Source organism: Corynebacterium kutscheri (assembly GCF_000980835.1).
GTDB classification, from domain to species: domain Bacteria; phylum Actinomycetota; class Actinomycetes; order Mycobacteriales; family Mycobacteriaceae; genus Corynebacterium; species Corynebacterium kutscheri.
In genome coordinates, this window is sequence record NZ_CP011312.1 from 1242742 (window position 1) to 1263393 (window position 20652).

General features: G+C 44.6%; 19 protein-coding genes. 3 read left to right on the forward strand and 16 right to left on the reverse strand.

Annotated elements, in window-relative coordinates; all coding sequences use genetic code 11:
• Positions 1–393 precede the first annotated feature (393 nt).
• A complete protein-coding gene (locus UL82_RS05675) occupies positions 394–774 on the forward strand; it encodes a hypothetical protein (RefSeq protein ID WP_046439573.1) in 381 nt (126 codons plus the stop codon).
• Positions 775–934: 160 nt separating this feature from the next.
• Positions 935–1192, forward strand: coding sequence for a hypothetical protein (locus UL82_RS05680; RefSeq protein WP_046439575.1), 258 nt, complete (start codon positions 935–937; stop codon positions 1190–1192).
• A 63-nt stretch (positions 1193–1255) separates the two neighbouring features.
• On the opposite strand, the gene UL82_RS05685 is transcribed toward UL82_RS05680, so the two are convergent.
• The 10 genes from UL82_RS05685 to UL82_RS05730 all read right to left on the reverse strand — a co-directional run bounded on the left by UL82_RS05685 (position 1256) and on the right by UL82_RS05730 (position 13307).
• Positions 1256–3538 carry a RelA/SpoT family protein gene (locus UL82_RS05685; protein WP_046439577.1) on the reverse strand — a complete coding sequence of 761 codons (2283 nt, stop codon included), beginning with the start codon at positions 3536–3538 and terminating at the stop codon, positions 1256–1258.
• A gap of 139 nt (positions 3539–3677) precedes the next feature.
• Positions 3678–4223, reverse strand: a complete 546-nt coding sequence (locus UL82_RS05690) for an adenine phosphoribosyltransferase (protein WP_046439578.1) — start codon at positions 4221–4223, stop codon at positions 3678–3680.
• 16 nt (positions 4224–4239) lie between these two features.
• A complete protein-coding gene (locus UL82_RS05695; protein WP_232009528.1) occupies positions 4240–5838 on the reverse strand; it encodes an ABC transporter substrate-binding protein in 1599 nt (532 codons plus the stop codon).
• Positions 5839–6120: 282 nt separating this feature from the next.
• Positions 6121–7227, reverse strand: coding sequence for a protein translocase subunit SecF (gene secF / locus UL82_RS05700; RefSeq protein WP_046439580.1), 1107 nt, complete (start codon positions 7225–7227; stop codon positions 6121–6123).
• Positions 7228–7229: 2 nt separating this feature from the next.
• Positions 7230–9179, reverse strand: coding sequence for a protein translocase subunit SecD (gene secD, locus UL82_RS05705; RefSeq protein ID WP_407921689.1), 1950 nt, complete (start codon positions 9177–9179; stop codon positions 7230–7232).
• Positions 9180–9544: 365 nt separating this feature from the next.
• A complete protein-coding gene (gene yajC, locus UL82_RS05710) occupies positions 9545–9883 on the reverse strand; it encodes a preprotein translocase subunit YajC (RefSeq protein WP_046439583.1) in 339 nt (112 codons plus the stop codon).
• 59 nt (positions 9884–9942) lie between these two features.
• Positions 9943–11019, reverse strand: a complete 1077-nt coding sequence (gene ruvB / locus UL82_RS05715; protein ID WP_046439585.1) for a Holliday junction branch migration DNA helicase RuvB — start codon at positions 11017–11019, stop codon at positions 9943–9945.
• Between the two features lie 83 nt (positions 11020–11102).
• Positions 11103–11714 (reverse strand): Holliday junction branch migration protein RuvA, encoded by a 612-nt coding sequence (gene ruvA, locus UL82_RS05720; protein ID WP_046439587.1) that lies wholly within the window; start codon positions 11712–11714, stop codon positions 11103–11105.
• Positions 11715–11748: 34 nt separating this feature from the next.
• On the reverse strand, positions 11749–12378 hold the full coding sequence (gene ruvC / locus UL82_RS05725; RefSeq protein WP_046439589.1) for a crossover junction endodeoxyribonuclease RuvC: 630 nt from the start codon (positions 12376–12378) through the stop codon (positions 11749–11751).
• Between the two features lie 176 nt (positions 12379–12554).
• On the reverse strand, positions 12555–13307 hold the full coding sequence (locus UL82_RS05730; protein WP_046439591.1) for a YebC/PmpR family DNA-binding transcriptional regulator: 753 nt from the start codon (positions 13305–13307) through the stop codon (positions 12555–12557).
• Between the two features lie 722 nt (positions 13308–14029).
• Here UL82_RS05730 and UL82_RS05735 point away from each other — a divergent pair.
• The gene (locus tag UL82_RS05735) at positions 14030–15322 is read left to right on the forward strand and encodes a hypothetical protein (protein ID WP_052735895.1); all 1293 of its coding nucleotides are present in this window, start codon (positions 14030–14032) and stop codon (positions 15320–15322) included.
• Here the strand turns inward: UL82_RS05735 and UL82_RS05740 are convergent.
• From UL82_RS05740 to UL82_RS05765, 6 genes are all read right to left on the reverse strand, one after another.
• Complete coding sequence (locus UL82_RS05740) at positions 15312–16526, reverse strand: DUF418 domain-containing protein (protein WP_046439592.1); 1215 nt, start codon at positions 16524–16526, stop codon at positions 15312–15314. The genes UL82_RS05735 and UL82_RS05740 overlap by 11 nt on opposite strands.
• 119 nt (positions 16527–16645) lie before the next feature.
• A complete protein-coding gene (locus tag UL82_RS05745) occupies positions 16646–17131 on the reverse strand; it encodes a hypothetical protein (protein WP_046439594.1) in 486 nt (161 codons plus the stop codon).
• The gene (locus UL82_RS05750; RefSeq protein ID WP_046439596.1) at positions 17132–18226 is read right to left on the reverse strand and encodes a glycosyltransferase family 4 protein; all 1095 of its coding nucleotides are present in this window, start codon (positions 18224–18226) and stop codon (positions 17132–17134) included.
• Positions 18227–18371: 145 nt separating this feature from the next.
• Positions 18372–19310 (reverse strand): phosphatidylinositol mannoside acyltransferase, encoded by a 939-nt coding sequence (locus UL82_RS05755; protein WP_046439598.1) that lies wholly within the window; start codon positions 19308–19310, stop codon positions 18372–18374.
• Entirely contained in the window at positions 19298–20062 is a 765-nt protein-coding gene (pgsA, locus tag UL82_RS05760) for a phosphatidylinositol phosphate synthase (protein ID WP_083966430.1), read from the reverse strand. Before pgsA ends, UL82_RS05755 begins: the two co-directional genes overlap by 13 nt.
• Positions 20055–20627: an HIT family protein gene (locus UL82_RS05765; RefSeq protein ID WP_046439600.1), complete on the reverse strand. Its 573-nt coding sequence runs from the start codon at positions 20625–20627 to the stop codon at positions 20055–20057. The genes pgsA and UL82_RS05765 overlap by 8 nt, the downstream gene beginning before the upstream one ends.
• Positions 20628–20652: the final 25 nt, after the last annotated feature.

Below are 20652 nucleotides of genomic sequence, written 5' to 3' on the forward strand. Positions count from 1 at the left end.
CAGACCAGTTTCTTTTTATCCACATAAGAAAGCTGATAACCCGTTGGCAATCTTTCTTACTTTTATCCGTAGCAAATAACTACATGCTTGTCGACGTGAAAAATCACCATAGAGGATTTATTTTAGTTATCGCTTTCCTTCCTTAACGCACCCTAATGCAAACGTTTTAAACTATTAAAATAAAAGAAAATAAACAACACTGACTTTCAGTATTAAGTTCTCTATAATTCTACGTAGAAATGTTTTTAGTAGAAAAGTGCACCTCACACCGTATTATCAAGAAATTCACAGGATGAAATAGAAGCCATGAAAACACTTGCACACATATTTGACTTAGGTTAAAGTGACTCGAGAACTTAATATTCGCCCCTTAAAATTTAAGGATTTACACTTATGAAGCTCGTTTCCCGCAAAGCACTGCTTGCAGTCGCTACTGCAACCGCTGTTTCCTTCTCCGGCGTAGTTCCTGCTTACGCTCAGGAGACCACCACCGAGACTACTACCACTCAAGAAGCAGCAACTGAAACTACAGCTGCTGAAGAAAAGAAAGAAGAGAAAAAACCAGATAACGGCAGCGCAAACGGCAGCACCGACAAGGATAAGAACAATGGTTCTGCCAACGGTTCTTCTGATATCACCGCTGGTTCCTCCGATGAGAAGGGCAAGATTGACACCAAGAAGCTTCGTGATTGGTTCGCTATCATCTCTACCGTTATCGGTGTTCTTACTGCCGCTTTGACCTTTGCCGGTAAATTGCAGAACTTCCTCAAGTAATTTTTGAAATACTTGAGCATTCAATTGGCTTTCAGTATGTACTGAAAGCCAATTTGTTTTCTTAAATAAGTCTAACGATCTTTGCATAGATCTTTAACTAAAGCTAAACTGGCGAATCATTTAGCATATGCTAAAAATTTTTTAATTCGGAAGGTATTTCATGTCGCTTCGTAAAGGTATCGCAGCTGTAGCAACTGCAACCGCACTAACCTGTGCAACCGTTTCTGTTCCTGCTCATGCAGAAACCACTACTCAGGAAATCACTACTCAGACCACTGCAGAAAAACAGGATTCAGGTTCTTCTTCTAACCTTGATGTAAAAGAAATCGCTGCCTGGGCTAGCATTGTCAGCACCATCATTGGTATTGCGACTGCTCTGCTTACCTTCACCGGCAAGCTACAGAACTTCCTCAAGTAATAATTTTTGAAAATAAAAAGTGGGAGTATAGATATTTCTATCTATACTCCCACTTTCTTTTCTTTAGCCCCCAGCGGTTACCCGGTAAACATCAAAAACGCCTTCCGTATTGCGTAATTGAGTCATTAAACTTCCCAATTGTTTAGTATCAGAAACAGTGAAAGTAAAACGCACTGTTGCCACATGATCATCAGAAGAATGCGAATTCATGGCGATCACCTGAACTCGTTGCTCATTGACAACTCTAGTAAGCTCCATCAATAAGCCGCTTCGGTCTAAGGCTTCTAATTGCAAAGTGGCGGCAAAAACCGTCGTTTTGTCTTCTGAAGCCCAGGAAACATTTATCAGCCGGGCAGTTTCTTCCTGAAGTTTTTCCGCATTCGTACAATCAACTCGGTGCACAGATACTCCGCCACCGCGAGTAACGAAACCAAAAATCTTATCCCCAGGAACTGGCATACAACACTTGGCCAGCTTAGCCATCACATCAGGGCTTCCCTCAACCAAAATTCCGGAGGAATCCGATACCTTTTGCTTTGAGGTCACCAGTTCGCTAAACGGAGTGCGTGCAACCAACGTGTCTTCGGCATCTTCGATATTTCCAAATGCCGCCATAAGACGGTGTGCCACATGTCTAGCAGTAACGCTGCCTGCACCAATCGCGGCATAAAGAGCGTCAACATCTGGATAATGCAGCTGAGTGGCTACTTCCTTCATCGACTGAGCATTAAACAATCGATGCATTGGTAGCCCACCGCGCTGTACCTCAGCAGCTAAAGCATCCCGACCGGCCTCTAAATATTCTTCTCGACGCTCTTTAGCAAACCACTGTCTAATTTTTGCTTTTGCCCTAGGAGAGACTACAAAGTCTTGCCAATCCCGACTAGGGCCAGCGTTTTGATCCTTTGAGGTAAAAATCTCTACTCTGTCGCCAGATTTAAGCGTTGACTCCAAAGCAACCAATTTGCCATTGATTTTTGCACCAATGCACCTATGCCCCACCTCAGTATGTACTGCATAAGCAAAATCAATTGGAGTAGCATCTGCCGGCAGATTTACCACATCGCCTTTAGGAGTGAACACGAAAATCTGCTTACTTGTTAGGTCATAGCGCAAACTATCAAGGAACTCATTGGGATCAGCAGCTTCTTTTTGCCAATCCAATAATTGACGCATCCAGGCCATCTGATCTACTTCAGATTGTTCGCCTTTATGGCTACCTTTAGTTTCCTTATATCGCCAGTGGGCAGCGATACCAAATTCTGCATTGTAATGCATTTCATGGGTACGCACTTGTACTTCAATAGGTTTACCCACATCGCCCATAACCGTAGTATGCAGGGATTGATAAACACCAAATTTCGGGGAAGAAATATAATCTTTAAAGCGCCCTGGCATTGCAGAGAACAACGAGTGTACGACACCAATGGCCGCATAGCAATTGTTCACTGCATCGACTAAAACCCGAATTCCCACCAGATCAAAGATCTCATCGAAGTCTTTACCTCGCACAATCATCTTCTGGTAAATAGACCAATAATGTTTTGGTCGTCCCATAACCTCTGCTGGGATATGATTTTCTTTAAAAGCTGCGTTAAGTTGACCGGTAATCTCTTTAAGGTAACGATCTCTTGAAGGAGCTCGGTCAGCCACTAGGCGTACAACTTCTTGGTATTTTTTGGGATACAGAATTGCAAAAGAAAGATCTTCAAGTTCCCATTTCACACTGGCCATTCCCAACCGATGTGCCAGTGGCGCAATTACTTCGAGAGTTTGGCGCGCTTTTTTCGCTTGTTTTTCCGGCGGCAAGAACCGCATGGTACGCATATTGTGTAACCGGTCAGCGACCTTGATTACCAACACACGTGGGTCTTGCGCCATAGCAACAATCATTTTACGGATTGTCTCAGCTTCTGCTGCAGCGCCTAGTGCCACCTTATCAAGCTTGGTTACACCATCGACTAGTCGAGCAACTTCCTCACCGAAATCATCAGTGAGATCAGCTAAGGAATAATCTGTGTCTTCAACCGTATCGTGTAGTAAAGAAGCGACCAAAGTGGTGGTATCCATACCAATTTCGGCAGCAATCGTCGCTACAGCTAATGGGTGGGTGATATATGGATCACCAGATTTGCGATACACACCATCATGTAGACGCTCTGCGGTTTCATAGGCACGTTCTAGCAATTGAGCATCTGCACGAGGATGAAACTCTCGGTGGATACTTAACAACGGCTCCAAAACTGGGTTAATTTTGACCCTATTACCGGTCAAACTGCGTGCAAGCCGCGCTGACATGCTTCGCACAGAAGACTGCTGACGCGCGGGGCGGTTATCCTGTGTCATATGGTCAAATTCCTTGAATTTTCATTGGCGACGTATCTACTTCCAACACGTCTTAGGTGTCGTTCATTTCCCAAAAATGCCAAATACATCCGCCCATTAATTATTGGCTGTGAGTTTTACCCACAGCCAAACACATTTTTTACTCATTAACGACGAAAAGCTCAGTTCCGGCCAACCGATCACGCCCGCCTAAACCAGGAACTTCCAAAACCACAGCAAAACCTACAACTTCTGCGCCACAACGCTGAATCAAAGATTTCGCAGCGACCAAGGTGCCCCCAGTTGCTAAAACATCGTCGACAAGCACAATCTTTTTGCCTTGAATGTCTAATGAGCTTGCTGGTAGCTCGAGGGCTGCGCTGCCATATTCTAACGCGTATTCCTGAGTATGTACTGGCGGAGGCAACTTACCTTTTTTACGAATAGCCAAAATACCAGCACCCAATTTATAAGCAACAGCTGAGCCTAATAAAAAGCCCCGAGCATCTAAGCCGCCAACCATATCTGCCCCCATTTTTTCAGCCGCGAGAGTTAACTCATCAACAAGCAATTTAAAGGAATCAGCATCTGCAAGAACGGGAGTGAGATCCTCGAAAAGGACTCCCGGGACAGGGAAATCGGGAACAAGTCGAGTTTTTTCTTTTAAAGCTTGCTGAGCAGGGGTAAGTGTAAGATCTTGAATCATTATCTATGACGGGCCTTTAATTTTCTTTCCACCGATCCATGTTCCAACCAATACCTGATCGGTCTGTATTTACTACTACGTTACTCACGAACCTCTCAGTTATGAAAACTCGTGGTTGAGTAGCCAAAGAAATTGTTTCCATGTGCTCCCAACTGGCCTGTTCATGAGCGCGTGTTTTTTCATAATCCGTGCTCTGATCAGCAACCGAAGCAAACTCATATATAGGGTCAATTTCTGTCAGAAAGGCATCAATTGTTCCCTCAGTATAAGTTTCATACCCCCACTGACTGACATGCGTTCGGCTTAATTCGCCTAAATTTGATCCTTCTACAGAGGCATCAACCACAGTAATCTCAGCGGCTGCACAACTGCGTGCAATAGCTTCCACCATAGCTGCTTTGCGCTCATCAGGACCAACATAACCAATGCGAATAGTCTGTCCGCTTAATTTCTTTGCTTCTTCAAGATTTATTTCCTGATAAGGAGCTAAAATATCACTCATCCCAGCTATTGCAGGATCAGCCCAACGTACTGTTCTAGCTACAACTGGTTGTACTGCTACCCCAGTGTATTGTGCAGAAATCTTGGCAACAGACATACGATCCATGCAGGAAGCAAAAGCACGGCGGTTCTCTGGCTGATAAAAAACACCTGCAGTGGCTAATATTAAAGATTCAGTTTGTACACCTGGTTCGGCAACAACAGAATAAGGATTATCGACTGCATCACGATCAAACCAACTGATATTTTCTGTGTTATCAATATCAGCAACCTGTATATCGCCAGCTGCAGCTATTTCAGTCATATCTGTTCCGCGAGGCCATACAACCAAGCTAGCCAGATTAGCGGCTTCACCAAAATAATTTTCATTGCGTACCAACACAACTTCACCCTGGCTACCCACGCTAGAAATCTTAAAGGGACCAGCAGATACCTGTAGCTCAGGGTCAAAGGCAGAAAGATTAAAACCATCTTTCCAAATCTGTGCTACCTGTTCTAAAGCAGAAGTATCCTTTTCTTGCAGCGCTCGATTAAGTTCTTCAAGGCTCATTCCTGCTTTAACCGCAATCGCATGTGCAGGTAATAAAGTACCTGGACCAAAAAGTTGGCGCCAGCGAGAACCAAAGCCATCTTTGAACACAACCGTGGCTACTTTAGCGCCCGCAGTGCAATTTACTTTATCCACCTGCTGCATCAGCGGTAAATAAGAGTCAAAAAGTTCTGGCATGGTACCAGCAGTAAAAGCTAGTAGCACAGAATCGCACGTAATTGGTTGTCCATCGGAATACACTGCGTCATTCGCAATTGTATAAACGACTTGTTGCTGAATACCAGGTAGCACCCGAGTGGTTAGGAGGTCAGAATTAGGAATCATTTGACCTTTAGGTCCTAATACATATGCACTGGGATAAATACGCGTACTCAATAGAACTGCGTCTGTTGATGCCCCAATATAAGAGCCCGCATTAGTTGTTACCAATGCAGAATTCACAACATAACCAAATTGGCCATGACTAGGATTTCGGGCTTTCTCATCTGCGGATCCACAAGCAGCAATTCCCAACGACAGCGCGCACAACAATGCGCTCAGTTTTCGAATACTTGCCTTTGGCACGCATTTTCTCCTCTATGCTGATGAACGCATCTATCCTGCGTACATACTAGGAAATACCACATATAAATACGAATCGGGTAACACTTACTCAATTCAGTATAAATGGTGAAAACACTAGCAGTGAACTACCCCTATTCCAACTAATCTTGCCTATAACTAGGGTTCACCATAAAAACGTAAAAAGTGCTTACATATTTAAATACGTAAGCACTTCAAGCTACTGCGATAAACGTCGTAACGCTTTATCCTAGATCACACTAAGTGTATTTACCTTAAGCTATATTAACGACCTGGTCGCCAGCTAGCACCAGTTGATTGCTCTGAGGTTTCAGGAAGCACAACACTGCGCTTATCTTGTCCAGCAGGTTTGGAAGATTCAACAAGATCAACTTCACCGGAACGAAGCGCAAGTACTTCTTTAGTATGTTCACGGGTTTCCTTCTTACGGTTCTTCAGACTGACCAAAAATGGTGTTGCCAAAAAGACCGAAGAAAGGGTTCCTTCAATCACACCGATAAGCTGAACCAACGCCAAATCCTTAAGAGTTCCTACCCCTAACAACCATACTGCGATAACCATCAAAGCAATGATTGGTAATGCAGAAATCACGGTAGTAGAAATAGAACGCATTACCGTTTGGTTGACCGCCAAATTAGCATGCTCAGCATAGGTAATTCGCTTATTGCCCAGATAACCGAGGGTATTTTCTCGCACCTTGTCAAAAACAACGACGGTGTCATACAAAGAGAAAGCCAACACCGTAAGCAAACCGATCACAGTCGCCGGGCTTACTTCAAAACCAACTAATGCATAAATACCTGCGATAGCAACAAGATCTACCCCAAGTGCGCCTAACGCAGCAACCGCCATTTCCCGCTGCAAACGCAAGGAAATATAGATAAAGACTGCTACCAGGAAAACTGCCATAGCGATCAGCATCCGGGTAGTAATAGTCGACCCCCACGATTCAGACACCGTGGAATCACCAATTGCATCTGGGGTTGGTTGTCCGTTAACACCAAGCGGTTGATATTGCTCATAAAGAGCAACTCGTACAGCATCAATCTGATCTTGCGTGAGCAGCTCACTATTAATTTCTAGGATACGAGAATCGCCGGCACCAACGATTTGAACTAACTCTGGTTCGACATTAGTTGCGTTAGTAAAAGTCTCACTCACACTGGTGGTTTCTAGATCTGCAGCCGGCATCGTAATCCTGGTGCCACCAACAAAATCAATACCCAATGAGAATCCGCGAATAAGAATAGCAGCAATGCACACAATAAGAATGCCAGCTGTAATCTGATACCACGTTTTACGACGAGAAACGAAGTCAATACCGCCTTCGCCAGTATAAAGCTTATCCATCAAGGAAGATTCCGAGTTCATATTTATTTCTCCTCATCCTTGTTTTCTAGCTCGATCTCGGATTCATCTAGATCTGTATGGGTCGGTGCCACAAGCGTAGCTGTTGTCTTTGTCTCAACGGTTTCTGGCACAAGGCTGTCAGTACTACCCTCAGAATTCTGAATTTGAACTGCTCGGTGTGCTGCTTCTTCATGAAGTTTTTCTGCTTCAGCTTGTTCTGCACGGCGTTGTTCGCCCAGCTTAAATACCTTCGCCATACCGTTGTATGCCGGCTTTGCGGTAAATGGTTTTGTTGAAGCCAATATTACTAGCGGACCAGTAAGCAAGAAGGTAACCAAAATATCAAATACAGTAGTAAGCCCTAAAGTAAAGGCAAATCCCTTAACTTCACCCACAGCGAGGAAGTAAACCACTACTGCAGCAATGAGGGTGACCGCGTTACCAGTGACAATTGTTTGTTTAGCACGATCCCAACCACGCGGTACTGCGGAACGGAAGCTTCTACCATCGCGTGCTTCATCTTTAATACGCTCATACAACACGACGAAGGAGTCTGCGGTAGTACCAATACCGATAATCAAACCCGCAATACCGGCAAGATCAAGTGAATATCCAATCCAACGACCCAATAGAACCAATGCACCATAAACCAGTACAAAGCTCATAATCAGGGAGAACATAGAGATCAAACCGAAATAGCGGTAGAAGAAAAGCGAATAAAGCGCAACCAAGATCAAACCGACCAGGCCTGCTATAAGTCCTGCCTGCAACGAAGCAATGCCCAACGAAGCTGGAACGGTAGTTGTTGTTCCTCCTGATTCACCATTTTCACCAGCAAAGCTCAGTGGCAATGCACCATAACGCAAATTATTAGCTAACTCTTGAGCTTCTTGCTGAGTGAAGCTACCAGTGATCGAGGTAGCCGAGCCAACTGGAGTCGCAGATTGGATCACCGGTGCAGAAATAATCTGCGAATCTAAAGTGATAGCGATTTGCTGTTGTAAGTACTGCTGAGTTAACTGCGCCCAGGTTGCCGAACCTTGGTGATCGCCACCAGACTTAAAGGAGAAAGAAATCTCCATCTGACCAGTTTGAGGGTTCAACCCACCAGTAATCGGACGGTTGGTATCAATCTCGTTACCGGTAAGTCGAGCACCATTTTCTTCATCAGTTTCACCGATAAGCAAAGGAGCAACGTCAAGAATATAGGCCACACCTTGTGATGGATCACAGGTAACCAAAGGTAATGCCGGATCATCTGTGCCTTGCAAAGGATCAGGCTGATCATTAGTGCACTGCATAAGCGCACTAGCTGCCACCTGTGTAGTAGCATCGGTGGACTGACGATCTGTGTGCAAAACTTCTAGCACCTTAGTGCGCAGCGCTTCTGATTCGATTGAGTTTGACGGTTCTTTTGGTGCACTTGCAGTTACCTCAGGAGTAGCAATGGTATCTGCTTGAACCTCAGTTTCAGTGTTATTTCCCTCAGCATCACTGGTGCTAGCACTAGCTTGATTCGCTTGGTTAAGCGTCGCAGTTAGTTGCGCCAAAGATGCATTAGCTTCTTCGGCGGTAATTACGCCTACTTCAACCCAGCGATTCGCCATTTCTTCAGCAACTGAAAGAATTTTTTCCAAATCCGGTACTCCAGTGCGCAAAACCGGACGGAATAGCAACTGGGAGGTTTGTCCTAGAGCGCGTGCCTGTGAAGTTTCTTCACCTGGAACAGTAATAACCAAGGTATTACCGTCAGTAACCACGCTTGCTCCGGAAACACCCATACCGTTAACGCGATTCTCCAAAATAGTACGCGCCTGGCTAAGTTGTTCATCGGTAGGGCTTTGGCCTTGAGGCACCAACGTCACACGTGTACCGCCTTGAAGGTCGATGCCGAGTTTCGCAGTAGCAGTGCGATCACCAGTGAAGAAAATCAGTGCATAAATCACGACGATAATCGCCACGAAAATGCCGATTGCCTTCTTAGGCCAAGCCTGCCACTTCGAACTCGCTGATCGAGTTTTCGAAGCCAATTTCTCGTTTCTCCTCTATATATTATTATCGTTGCGCAGCCAACTACCTACTACCACGGCTTTTAACAACCACGGTAACTTTTCAAGCATAGGACTAAAGCGTACCTTAGAAACAATGCTCATCAATTGGAATGGCGTACACCATCTCGCTTCTTAAGAAGAAGCTAAAGATACACATACGATTGCAAATGGTACGTCACTACCCCCCTGTGCATAAAGCCAGCCCCACCCCGTAACAATGATTTTCCTACGAGGTGGGGTATAAATCACACATAACCAGAGTGGTAAAGGCTACGACAAATCTACAATTAGTTTTCTTCTACATCGCTAATTGCATCATCTGATGCTGAATCAACTTGCTTTTCGACGTCTGCCGCCGCGAGTTGCTCCTTGGTTAGGTTACGCACAATAGCAATTTTTTCATAGACGCTTACTACCCCTGGTGCAACTTCTAGCTCAACGGTTTTCTCATCTACTCCACGCACTGTGGCATGCATACCAGCAGTTGTAATAACTCGTTGCCCGATAGTAAGTTCCTCCTGGATTCGAGTGATCTCATCCATGCGGCGCTTTTGTCGACGTTGCATTAAAAATGAAGGCACAATTAATACAGCCATTAACAAGAGCAGAAGTAATAGACTATCCATAGTCGTCTAGTTTGCCAGAAGATTTACTACTACAGGTGTTTAGACATCTCCTCATTTATCTAGGACAACGCTGCAGCATTTTCTGGTGGTTCTAATCCCATATGCCGCCATGCAGCAGCTGTAGCTACCCGTCCCCGCCCAGTACGGGTAATCATCCCTGCTCTAACCAGATAAGGTTCACAGACTTCTTCTACAGTCGAAGCTTCCTCTCCTACCGCAATAGCAAGTGTGGAAATGCCAACTGGTCCACCGCCATGACTTTTTACCAGTGCATGAAGCACCGCTCTATCCAAGCGGTCAAGGCCTTTTTCATCTACATCAAAAACCACTAGTGCTGCTTTGGCGGCGGCTAGATCAATATGTCCATCTGAATGCACTTCGGCAAAGTCACGCACCCGACGCAAAAGTCGGTTCGCAATACGCGGTGTACCGCGCGAACGCGAAGAAATCTCATATGCAGCATCGGCATCAATACCAACACCAAGAATTTTTGCAGCTCGAGTCACTACTTTTTTAAGATCTTCGGCACCATAAAATTCCATTTGCGCAGTAAAACCAAATCGATCGCGCAAGGGTCCGGTCAACATACCAGAACGAGTAGTTGCTCCTACTAAGGTAAAAGGTGCAAGCTCTAAAGGAATCGAGGTAGCACCGGGGCCTTTACCAACAATGACATCGATACGAAAATCTTCCATTGCCATATAAAGCATCTCTTCAGCTGGTCTGGCCATACGGTGAATTTCGTCGATAAAAAGAACATCACCTTCCATAAGATTACTAAGCATTGCTGCCAGATCACCAGCACGTTCTAATGCTGGCCCCGAGGTCATGCGCAAACTCGTACCCATCTCATAGGCAATAATCATCGCCATTGTAGTTTTACCTAAACCCGGCGGACCAGAAAGCAACACATGATCAGGCGTTACGCCTCTGTTTTTTGCTCCCGTAAGAACCAAATCTAATTGATCGCGAACCTTGGGTTGGCCAATAAATTCCCCTAGACTTTTGGGACGTAGAGTAGTTTCCGTATCCACATCACTAGGCTGCTGATTAGCTTCAACCGCGCCATCAGGAGTGCGCGTGGAAGAACGCAAGGTATCCGGAAGCGAAAACTCCGTTTTTTCTACCTTAGCCATTTCTACCTTTCTATTGCTCTAGCGCAGCCAAGAATGCTTTATTATCCTCAACACTGCTGCCCCATCATTCTAATGTTCGCGTGCTATTTTTTACCTAAAGCACTCAGTGTTGCCCGCAAAACGCTGGCAGTCTCTGCTTCTGGATTATTAGCCAATACACTAACCAGTACCGGCTCTGCTTGTTTTTCGCTAAAGCCTAGGCCAATAAGCGCCTCAAGCACCTGTTGTTTAGTTGCTTCGCTACCAGATGCACTCATTACAATGTCGAGCTGCATATCGGTTGCTGTATCGCCAAAGCCGGCAACCTTATCTTTAAGTTCCAATACCAGCCGATCAGCAACCTTTGCCCCTACCCCAGGTATTTTTTGCAATGTCTTTGCATCTTTATTACTAATAGCCTGTGCAATCTCAGTGGCACTTAGTACCGACTGCGCAGCTAAAGCTAATCGTGGCCCTAAACCTTTAGCAATTTGCAATAGCGCAAACATTTTTCGGCTTTCTTCCTCTAAAAAGCCATAAAGCACCTGTGAATCCTCTCGAACCACCATTGTGGTAAGCACAAAAGCCTCTTCATCACAACGTAATTGCCCTAAAGTATGTGCGGTAGCTTGTACTTGATAACCCACACCATGACATTCAATAACAAAGTGATCGAGACCTTTAGCAATAACCTTGCCGCGTAATGATGCAATCATATTTGTTGTCCTTTGTTATGGTCGCTAATTATTTTTATACCCAGCGACTTGGTTTTTCTTGAATAACTTGACCATGTAGTTGACGTAATTGTTGCTGCTTAGCTTGACCAAGTTTGCCCATTTGCTGACGACGCTGTGCCTCAACAAGCTTTTCAGTTTCACGTTTTCTACTTAGCAGCGGAGCACGCCAACAATGACACACCGCCAAAGCAAGTGCATCGGCTGCATCCGCAGGCTTGGGGGCTTCACTCAAACCTAAAATACGGGTAATCATGGCAGTCATCTGTTTTTTATCTGCTCTGCCATTTCCTGAAATAGCTTTTTTTACTTCACTTGGGGTGTACATATGCACCGGTATATTTCGCTGCGCAGCAGCTAACACAAGTACTCCTACCCCATGCGCAGTGTGCATTACCGTCGATACATTGCCTCGCTCGAAGATACGTTCAATAGCAACCACGTCTGGCTGATAATCATCCATCCACGCATTAACTGCTTCAGATAATTCCAATAAACGCACGCTAAGTTCTTCTTCAGCAGGTGTGCGCACCACTCCTACAGATACAGGCACAATAGCTCGCCCACGACCGGCTTGCACTACTGATAAGCCACAGCGCGTTAGACCCGGATCAATGCCCATCACCCGTAGGCCTTTAATAGTCACCTCAGTGTGCCTTTCCTAATCTGGGATTCTATCCGCTTTGGTGTATCACCTAGAGGTGAAATCTTTTCCAAGATAGCACATTATTTCGAATATTTGATACACAAAAACCGCAGTGGCGATAATTTCACTACAACCATCGCCACCGCGGCCACCAAACGTACTAGCTAAAACAATGCTTAAGCATCAAGTTCAGCTAGAACCTCATCAGAAATATCAATGTTTGTATAAACATTTTGCACATCATCACTATCTTCAAGTGCATCGATAAGTCGGAAAATCTGCTTAGCACCGGATACATCCAGTGGTACTAAAACCGATGCCCGGAAATCACTATCGGCTTCATCAACTTCGATATTCGCTTCTATCAATGCGTCTTTAACTGCTGGAATATCAGAAGGTACACAAAGGATTTCATATTTCTCACCGATGTCGTTGACTTCTTCAGCACCAGCATCGAGCACGGCCATAAGCACGTCGTCTTCGCTTAATTCGCCCTTATCAACTAATACAACGCCACGACGAGCAAACATATAAGACACCGCGCCCGATTCAGCCATATTGCCACCATTCTTATTCATGGCAGTACGCACTTCTGAGGCAGCACGGTTACGGTTATCGGTAAGACACTCGATAAGGATGGCTACTCCATTAGGACCGTAGCCTTCATACATAATGGTCTGCCAGTCAGCGCCGCCAGCTTCTTCACCTGATCCACGCTTACGAGCACGCTCAATATTATCATTGGGAACAGAGGCCTTCTTGGCCTTTTTGATCATATCGTCAAGTGTTGGGTTAGCAGCAGGATCACCGCCACCGGTACGTGCTGCAACTTCGATGTTCTTAATGAGCTTGGCAAATTCCTTACCCCGCTTTGCATCGTTGGCGGCTTTCTTATGCTTCGTGGTTGCCCATTTAGAGTGTCCGGACATGACTTACCTTCTTTCCGTTACTTTCTTTTGTCTCCTCATGTCACAGAGCGGACCCCACGGGATTCTCCAGCGAGCGCGTCATATTGTCACAGAGCAAACACAACGTGGCCATTATACGCGCGCATAAAAGTCACTGAAAATTACCAAACCCTGGTTTAGGTAGTGCACGCATAATCCCTTCCTAAGTAATTAATACTACTAATTTCCCTAACTGGTTGAGCATACGCCCATAAGTAATGACTCGACTTGCTATTGCACGCAGCAAGAATTGGTCACAGAGCAACCACTCATTGACACTTATAAGTTCCAAAAACAAATAGCATCATCTACCAATTCGATTTTCACACTGTACGATCTCGATACACCGACGAAGAAAACAGCAAGATCATGTCACTCATATAGACAAAAACAGTTACATGTATCTAATCAGCATCAGTAAATTCAGCGTTACAGCGTAGCCATACTGCTTGTCCATGCGTATCAATGTTTTTATAGAATCAAGCACGCTGATGTAAAAACAAACATCATTAACCTGTTCAAGGTTGAGAGCATCCTGAATTTTGGCGTGTCGCATACTTTAGGTTTTAAAAAATATGGTTTGTTTCATCGCTAAAAACTAGATCGGCTGCTATCTAAGACAGCATTTATATCTTACTTCTGGGTAAACTCAATGTCCGTGTCTTGATCCGCACCCTTTACAAATCAAAAGGACAAAATCTTATATGTGCTCTGCTACCAGCTCTACCCTCAACACTTCAGTGATAGGCACACCTCGGCTTAATAGTGGTGCTGCTTTTCGACGCTTTCTTAACTCCACGGCATTCTTATGGATGGGTTGGGTAGTTTTTCGGCTCCTACTTTTGCGCCGCCTACGGCTAGACCAGCGAACACTTGGAGATCTTTATTATTACTTCAACGGTGTAAGTTCCGCTGATCCAACCGCGCTTAAAGAATATCCGGCTGCTGGTATCTGGCCGATAGAATTTATCTACCGGTTCTTTCATCTTGATGCGGCTCATAATGCTCAAGCTATCTTTATTTTTGCATTCTTAGTAATGTTTTTAATTACTGATGCCGCTTTTTTGGCCTATTTATTGGGCACCGCTGCTCCCGGAAAAATTATTGCTGGTTGGTTTTGGGTGCTCTTTGGTTTTTTACTTGGGCAAGTATATCCCACACGCTTAGATATTATTCCCGGCGTTATCGTCGGTGTTTTTACTATTTGTCTTTTGCGCCACCCTCGTAGTGCATCCTTTTTATTAGCACTAGCTACCATGATGAAACTATGGCCAGGAATTTTAGGGGTAAGTTTAGTTGGGTACTATAGATCTTCTGGAACCTGGCAGCGCATTGCAATCTTTTTTGCCTCGCTGACTAGTTTAGCAATTATCATTGGATTTAGCGGGGTTTCCCGCTTACTTAGCCCATTAACCTATCAATCTGATCGCGGTCTCCAGATTGAATCACTTGCCGCTACCCCATTTGTCCTCTTGGGAATGCTCAATGATACCGATTCCTATACGGTGGCTTTCGCAGAATCCAAAAGTTTTGAAATCTACGGCTTCGGCGTAGAAGCAATGACCACCGTTACTAGTATTACTATGGTTGCTGTGCTTCTTTTTGCACTATGTTGGGCAATTCAACAACTGCGTACCCAAATCAGAAGCCCACACACAACAGTGGCACTTATTCTATTTCTTATTATGCTATTGCTCAGCACCAATAAAGTTTTTAGTCCACAATACATGGCCTGGATCGCACCAGCTATGACAGTAGCAATTTCTCTTCGCCCCACCTCACAGTGGCTTCGGTTCGCGGCTGTGTTGACCTTAATTGCTACCTTTTGTACTTCGCTTATCTATCCGCGCTACTACGATTCTTTTATTGCCTTACAACCAGACGTACTCCCCGCACTGGTTTTAGTTATCCGCAATCTACTTATTGCTATGATCACCATCATTGCCGGCATCTGGTGGTACCAGGAAACAAAACTTACTGCTCAAGCTAATTCGTAACTTGAGTAACCATATTTGATGGTGTTGGCTTTGAATAGGCAATACGACGATGCAATGTTTCTATCGGGCCAGCAATATTTTTAAGTTCTAATATCCAGGCACCTACAAGCGTTATTACCCACACAACAATGGCAAGGCCAACTAATACACTTACACCTTGATTAGTTCCTAGCGCTAACGGACCATAATTAACTACCAGCACAATCATTAGCAAGCTTTGCGCGATATAACCAGTCATAGAGCGTTTACCTAAGGCTGCGCACATACGAACAAAAAGGGTTGATTGTAATGCTGGACGAGCGTCGAAAAGCAAAGCTACCAAGGCAATAAACCCTGGCCCAGATGCAATGCCTAATCCAGTGTTAATCCCCACCCATAACGATGGGTTCCCTACTATCCCAGCTACACTTAAGCCGAACGGAATCCCAATACCAATACAAACACACAAGGTAATAACAGCAGCTATTGTCAATGGCTTACGATACTGATCAACATTGCTCAGCATACGCCGCCGCCCAGCTACATAACCGATAATGACACACGGGATAATGCTAGAGCCGATAATAATAAAAAGAAATGTATTGGCCAATACCATACCCAAACCGAAAACTAACTGTTCACCGTATGTTTCCAAATTAACTAAAGCAGCTGAACTACCCAGGGAAAACTTTGATTCAAGTGCTGCTGAGCCTATAGCAATAAGTGCCCCAAGAGTAAAACAAACGCCTGCAATCCACAGCAATATTTTTTCGGAAAAATTAATTAAACAAATGAGCAACAGCGCCAATAAGCTGTAAAGGAAAATAATGTCTCCAAAAAAGATAAACACCGCATGTATGCTTCCGAAAATGGCTAAAGTTGCATAACGGCGCCACAATACCCGCCGAGCCTTATTGATTGGCCAGCTTTTTTGTTCCGCACTATTAACCAAAAAAGCAAGACCATAACCAAATAACGTGGCAAACATAGGCAATCCACGTACATGGGCAAACATACCGGTAACTACCATCGTTATTTGGTCCAATAAGGTATGTTCGGCACTAATCAACCCATACATGGTACGAGTTCCTAACGCGCTACTATCGACAAACACCCATGCAGTCGTAATATTTGCAATAGCAATGCCTAATAACGCAAAACCACGCATAAAATCAGGAACAATCAACCGCTGTGTAGTAGCCGCAGCAGGTGAACGAGAAGTCATATGTGTAACTGGCCTTTCTTTACAAGTATGTATAAGAAAATAACTATTTAAATATTTTTACCTTTGAATATACTATGCCTACATCGCTACCCTACCCGGGTTAAAATGCCCCACATGTACTAAAAATCCCCGGTTAACTCTCCGCTTACCCAGTAGTCAGTGTATTCGAAAAACTCGGGCAACTTTGCAGTACCGCCTAAGCGAAGAAGCCGTACCAAAGGTCGAACCCGCAAAGCTCTCGTATCTGCTACTGCCTCATTATAAAAACGATGGGCCAGCTGTAGTCGGGCTTCCGCATCAACAATTGGCGCTGGTATGTGTCCTTGCAAACCCATAATAGCCGCAGAAACCTCGCGTTCTTTTTCTGCTCGCAATGCGAAGGTGGCATAAGTAAGCTGAACACGTTGCGCTTTCGCACATGCTTCTGTGGTGCCTTCAATAAGCACCGCTACTAAAGCCGCCCGACGATCTAAAGAAGTCTGTAATTGCTGCAATGCAGAATCAGTGCGAATATGTAACCGATTAAGTCGCTGAGCCATGGCATATGACCATGCGACAATGGCAGTAATTACGACTGCAAGCACAATAAGTAACACTGTCATTATCTATGCCACTACCTTTTGCCCATCAAGAACCGTCTCATACACACGCACAATTTCACGGGCAACATTATCCCAATCATAAAAATCAGCGCGTGCATCACCAGCCTGCAGCAATTGAGTATGCAGCTGCTTATCTGCAATAACTTTATTAAGCACTCGTGCTAAATCATGCGAATCATGATTTCTAAATACCACTCCAGCTGGGGTTTCTGAATCAATATCACATACTGATTGAAAGGCCTCAATATCGCTAGCTACTACTACACACCTAGCCGCCATTGCTTCAACGAGAACAATGCCAAAACTTTCCCCACCAGTATTAGGCGCAACATAAATATCGGCACGGCCTAAAATAGCTGCTTTTTCTTCATCACTAACCCGACCGACAAAATTTACATCATAACCAGGTACTTTCCGTGGAGTTCCACCACCAATCACGGTCACTTTTATCTGGTGTTGGACCTCTGGTAACGCAGCTAAAAGAATGTCAAGACCTTTACGAGGTTCGTCGATACGCCCTAAAAATACTATCTCTATGGGCAATTTCTTATCATCTGTCACAATAGCGCGACGGAAATTTCTCGTTTCCACCCCATTAGGAATCAAAATAGGATCACCACCAAGCTGTTCCACCTGCCAGCGTCGAGCCATTTCAGAAACAGCAATGCCACCGCGAATCTTTTCTAAACTGCCACGAAGAAACGGTAAAACCACTTTTAGTAACTTTGATCCACTACTTGACGCATGGTAGGTAGCCACCACTGGCCCTTGGGCAACTCGTAACGCAGCCAAAGAAAAACTTGGCGAATTTGGTTCATGAATATGCAAAACATCAAATTCGCCATCGTTAATAAACTGACGCGCAATTTTCAACACTTGTGGTCCGAAACTAAGTCTCGCTATCGACCCGTTATAAGGAATTGGGATACTACTACCACCTTTGGTTACAAAGTCGGGTACCTCAGTAGTATCTGAACATGGGCCAAGAACTCCCACTTCATGCCCTAAAGTTTGCAGTTTATAACTTAAATCAATGATGTGAGCCTGAACTCCACCTGGCTCATCAAAAGAGTAAGGGCAAATAATACCAATCCTCATTATTATCCCCTTATCAGTGAAGAACAGTGCGCTTATACGTATTGCTAATCATCTATCTTGCTGTGCACGCTACGATACAAATAATCAATTTATTGGTTTACCCGTATGTCGTAGCATCAATGAATATCGACAGCGAAATAACTTTTCACTCCAATGCGGCTTCTGTTTCCAACTGAGTTGGACTTGCTAACCCCTTCTGGTAGCGATCTTGATCAAGGTCGCTTAACCATAGTGGTTGCAGTACATGCCAATCTTGAGGATGTCGGGCAATGTTTTCTTCCATAATCTTGGCAACTTTTTGCACAGTTGCATTAAGTTCCTCGACTTTAACTTCAGGACTAATCCCAATGCCCCAGCCGTCTTCTTCAAACCACAGATCTACTACATGCAAACAAGCACCAGTTTCTTGTGCTAAGCGAACCGCACCAGCTGGCATACGAGTAGTTTCGCCAAAAAACTCAACTTCTACCCCACTACGTTTGAGATCCCTTTCGCCAAGCAGGCATACCACCTCACCGCGTTGTATTACTCTACGCAATTCTAGAAACGGCGGTACACCCCCTTTTAAAGGCAATACTTGAAAACCTAAAGATGTTCTGAAATCAACAAAAGCTTGATATACAGCTTCCGGTTCAAGCCGTTCTGCCACAGTGGTAAAACTGCTGAACTTATGCGCAAAATAATATGCCGCCATATCCCAATTTCCAGAATGGGCGGCAACAAGGACAACTCCCCTACCTGAATTAAGCGAAGTGCGTAAGTATTCTTCTCCCACTAAACCACGATGGATACGTTCAATAAGTTGCTGATTTCCAACTAAACGCGGTAGCCGAAATGCTTCGCACCAATAACGCGCATAGGAACGCATAGCATCGCGCACTAATTCACGAGTGACTTTTTCTGGCCCTACTACCCGCATTAAATTTTTACGAAGTTGTTCTGGCTTCGTACCATTTTTGCTAACAAAATCAGCACCCATTCTGAAAATCCAGATAGCAACTTTTTCCGGCAAAAAACCGACAATTTTCCAGCCAGTAAGATACCCCACGGTACTAAGCTGACTACGCAATTTTAACCGTGCCATGAATCTTTCGCTTTCGGCGCATTATCTTTTGCATTACTTTTGATAAAAGGACTTTCCGACGTTAACTTCGCTGCATGTGAAGCCTCATCAGAAATGGTTTCAATGTCATCGAAAGTTTTTGCACCTTTTGGAGCAGTAATTATCTCATATGCATGCGCATCGTGAGCAGCGATATAAAGCCGCTGTCCAATAGTAATAATGCTGCCTACCGCCAAAATATATAAGGCGATTTCTATCGCATAAGGTACACCCAAACCGCTTAACCCAATACCGGCTAAACCAAGAATCAATCGCTCTGGACGTTCAATAAGTCCACCAACGACGCTAATACCACTAGCCTCCCCGCGAGCTTTCACATAAGAAATTACTTGGGAGCTAATTAAAACAATAAAGGCCGCACAAACAACAGCTGGATGCGCATGATCACGATAAATCAGCCACCAAGTAATAGCTGCAAAAAGTGTACCGTCAGTAACACGGTCACAGGTAGCATCTAAGGTGGCACCAAATTTTGTTCCACCACCTCTTAATCGCGCCATGGTTCCATCTACCATGTCAAAGGCAGCAAAAAGGCCACTTAATATGGCTGCAGCAAAAAGATGTCCAGCTGGAATCAAAATAACCGCTATAGCGATAGTAAGAAGCGCACCAAGTACAGTCACGGCATTAGGGCTAATCCCTAACTTAGTGAATACCTTTGCAACTGGTTCTACGATTACTGCTGCGGGCTTGCGGCCAGAAACACTAAGCATGAGCAACTCCTGGTGCGCCTTCTAGATCTATCCATCCCTGAGCTAGTAAAGAACGAGTATCGCGAAGCAGCTGTGGCAATACCTTTGTTCCGGAAATAATGGTCATAAAGCTAGCATCCCCATTCCAACGGGGCACAATATGCATATGCAGATGCTCACCAACTGAGCCACCAGATGATCGACCCAAGTTGAAACCGGCATTTATTGCATCAGGTTGTGAGACTTTCTTCAACACCTTAATAGCGGTTTGAGCAAAGAGCATCAACTCTGTCGATTCCGTTAGAGTCAAATTTTCTAATTCCGCAACCTGACGATAAGGCACAACCATCATATGCCCTGAGTTATAGGGATAAAGATTAAGCACCGCATATACATGTTGTCCGCGAGCAACAATTAATCCATCTTCATCACTAAGGCTAGGAATAGTGATAAAAGGGTTAGCTCGAACACCTTTTTCGCCCGTGGTAGAAGGCGATTCATTGCGTATATAGTTCATCCGGTACGGTGCCCAAAGTCGTTCTAAACGATCTTCAACCCCAGCACCTTGATCTACATAGTCACGCATTTTTCTCTTTCCCCACGATCACATT

Excerpts from the sequence above, each read along its gene's own strand:
- UL82_RS05675 (WP_046439573.1), top strand. The coding sequence starts at position 394 with ATGAAGCTCGTTTCCCGCAAAGCACTGCTTGCAGTCGCTACTGCAACC.
- UL82_RS05680 (WP_046439575.1), top strand. The coding sequence starts at position 935 with ATGTCGCTTCGTAAAGGTATCGCAGCTGTAGCAACTGCAACCGCACTA.
- UL82_RS05685 (WP_046439577.1), bottom strand. The coding sequence starts at position 3,538 with ATGACACAGGATAACCGCCCCGCGCGTCAGCAGTCTTCTGTGCGAAGC.
- UL82_RS05690 (WP_046439578.1), bottom strand. The coding sequence starts at position 4,223 with ATGATTCAAGATCTTACACTTACCCCTGCTCAGCAAGCTTTAAAAGAA.
- secF (WP_046439580.1), bottom strand. The coding sequence starts at position 7,227 with ATGAACTCGGAATCTTCCTTGATGGATAAGCTTTATACTGGCGAAGGC.
- yajC (WP_046439583.1), bottom strand. The coding sequence starts at position 9,883 with ATGGATAGTCTATTACTTCTGCTCTTGTTAATGGCTGTATTAATTGTG.
- ruvB (WP_046439585.1), bottom strand. The coding sequence starts at position 11,019 with ATGGCTAAGGTAGAAAAAACGGAGTTTTCGCTTCCGGATACCTTGCGT.
- ruvA (WP_046439587.1), bottom strand. The coding sequence starts at position 11,714 with ATGATTGCATCATTACGCGGCAAGGTTATTGCTAAAGGTCTCGATCAC.
- UL82_RS05730 (WP_046439591.1), bottom strand. The coding sequence starts at position 13,307 with ATGTCCGGACACTCTAAATGGGCAACCACGAAGCATAAGAAAGCCGCC.
- UL82_RS05735 (WP_052735895.1), top strand. The coding sequence starts at position 14,030 with ATGTGCTCTGCTACCAGCTCTACCCTCAACACTTCAGTGATAGGCACA.
- UL82_RS05740 (WP_046439592.1), bottom strand. The coding sequence starts at position 16,526 with ATGACTTCTCGTTCACCTGCTGCGGCTACTACACAGCGGTTGATTGTT.
- UL82_RS05750 (WP_046439596.1), bottom strand. The coding sequence starts at position 18,226 with ATGAGGATTGGTATTATTTGCCCTTACTCTTTTGATGAGCCAGGTGGA.
- UL82_RS05755 (WP_046439598.1), bottom strand. The coding sequence starts at position 19,310 with ATGGCACGGTTAAAATTGCGTAGTCAGCTTAGTACCGTGGGGTATCTT.
- pgsA (WP_083966430.1), bottom strand. The coding sequence starts at position 20,062 with ATGCTTAGTGTTTCTGGCCGCAAGCCCGCAGCAGTAATCGTAGAACCA.
- UL82_RS05765 (WP_046439600.1), bottom strand. The coding sequence starts at position 20,627 with ATGCGTGACTATGTAGATCAAGGTGCTGGGGTTGAAGATCGTTTAGAA.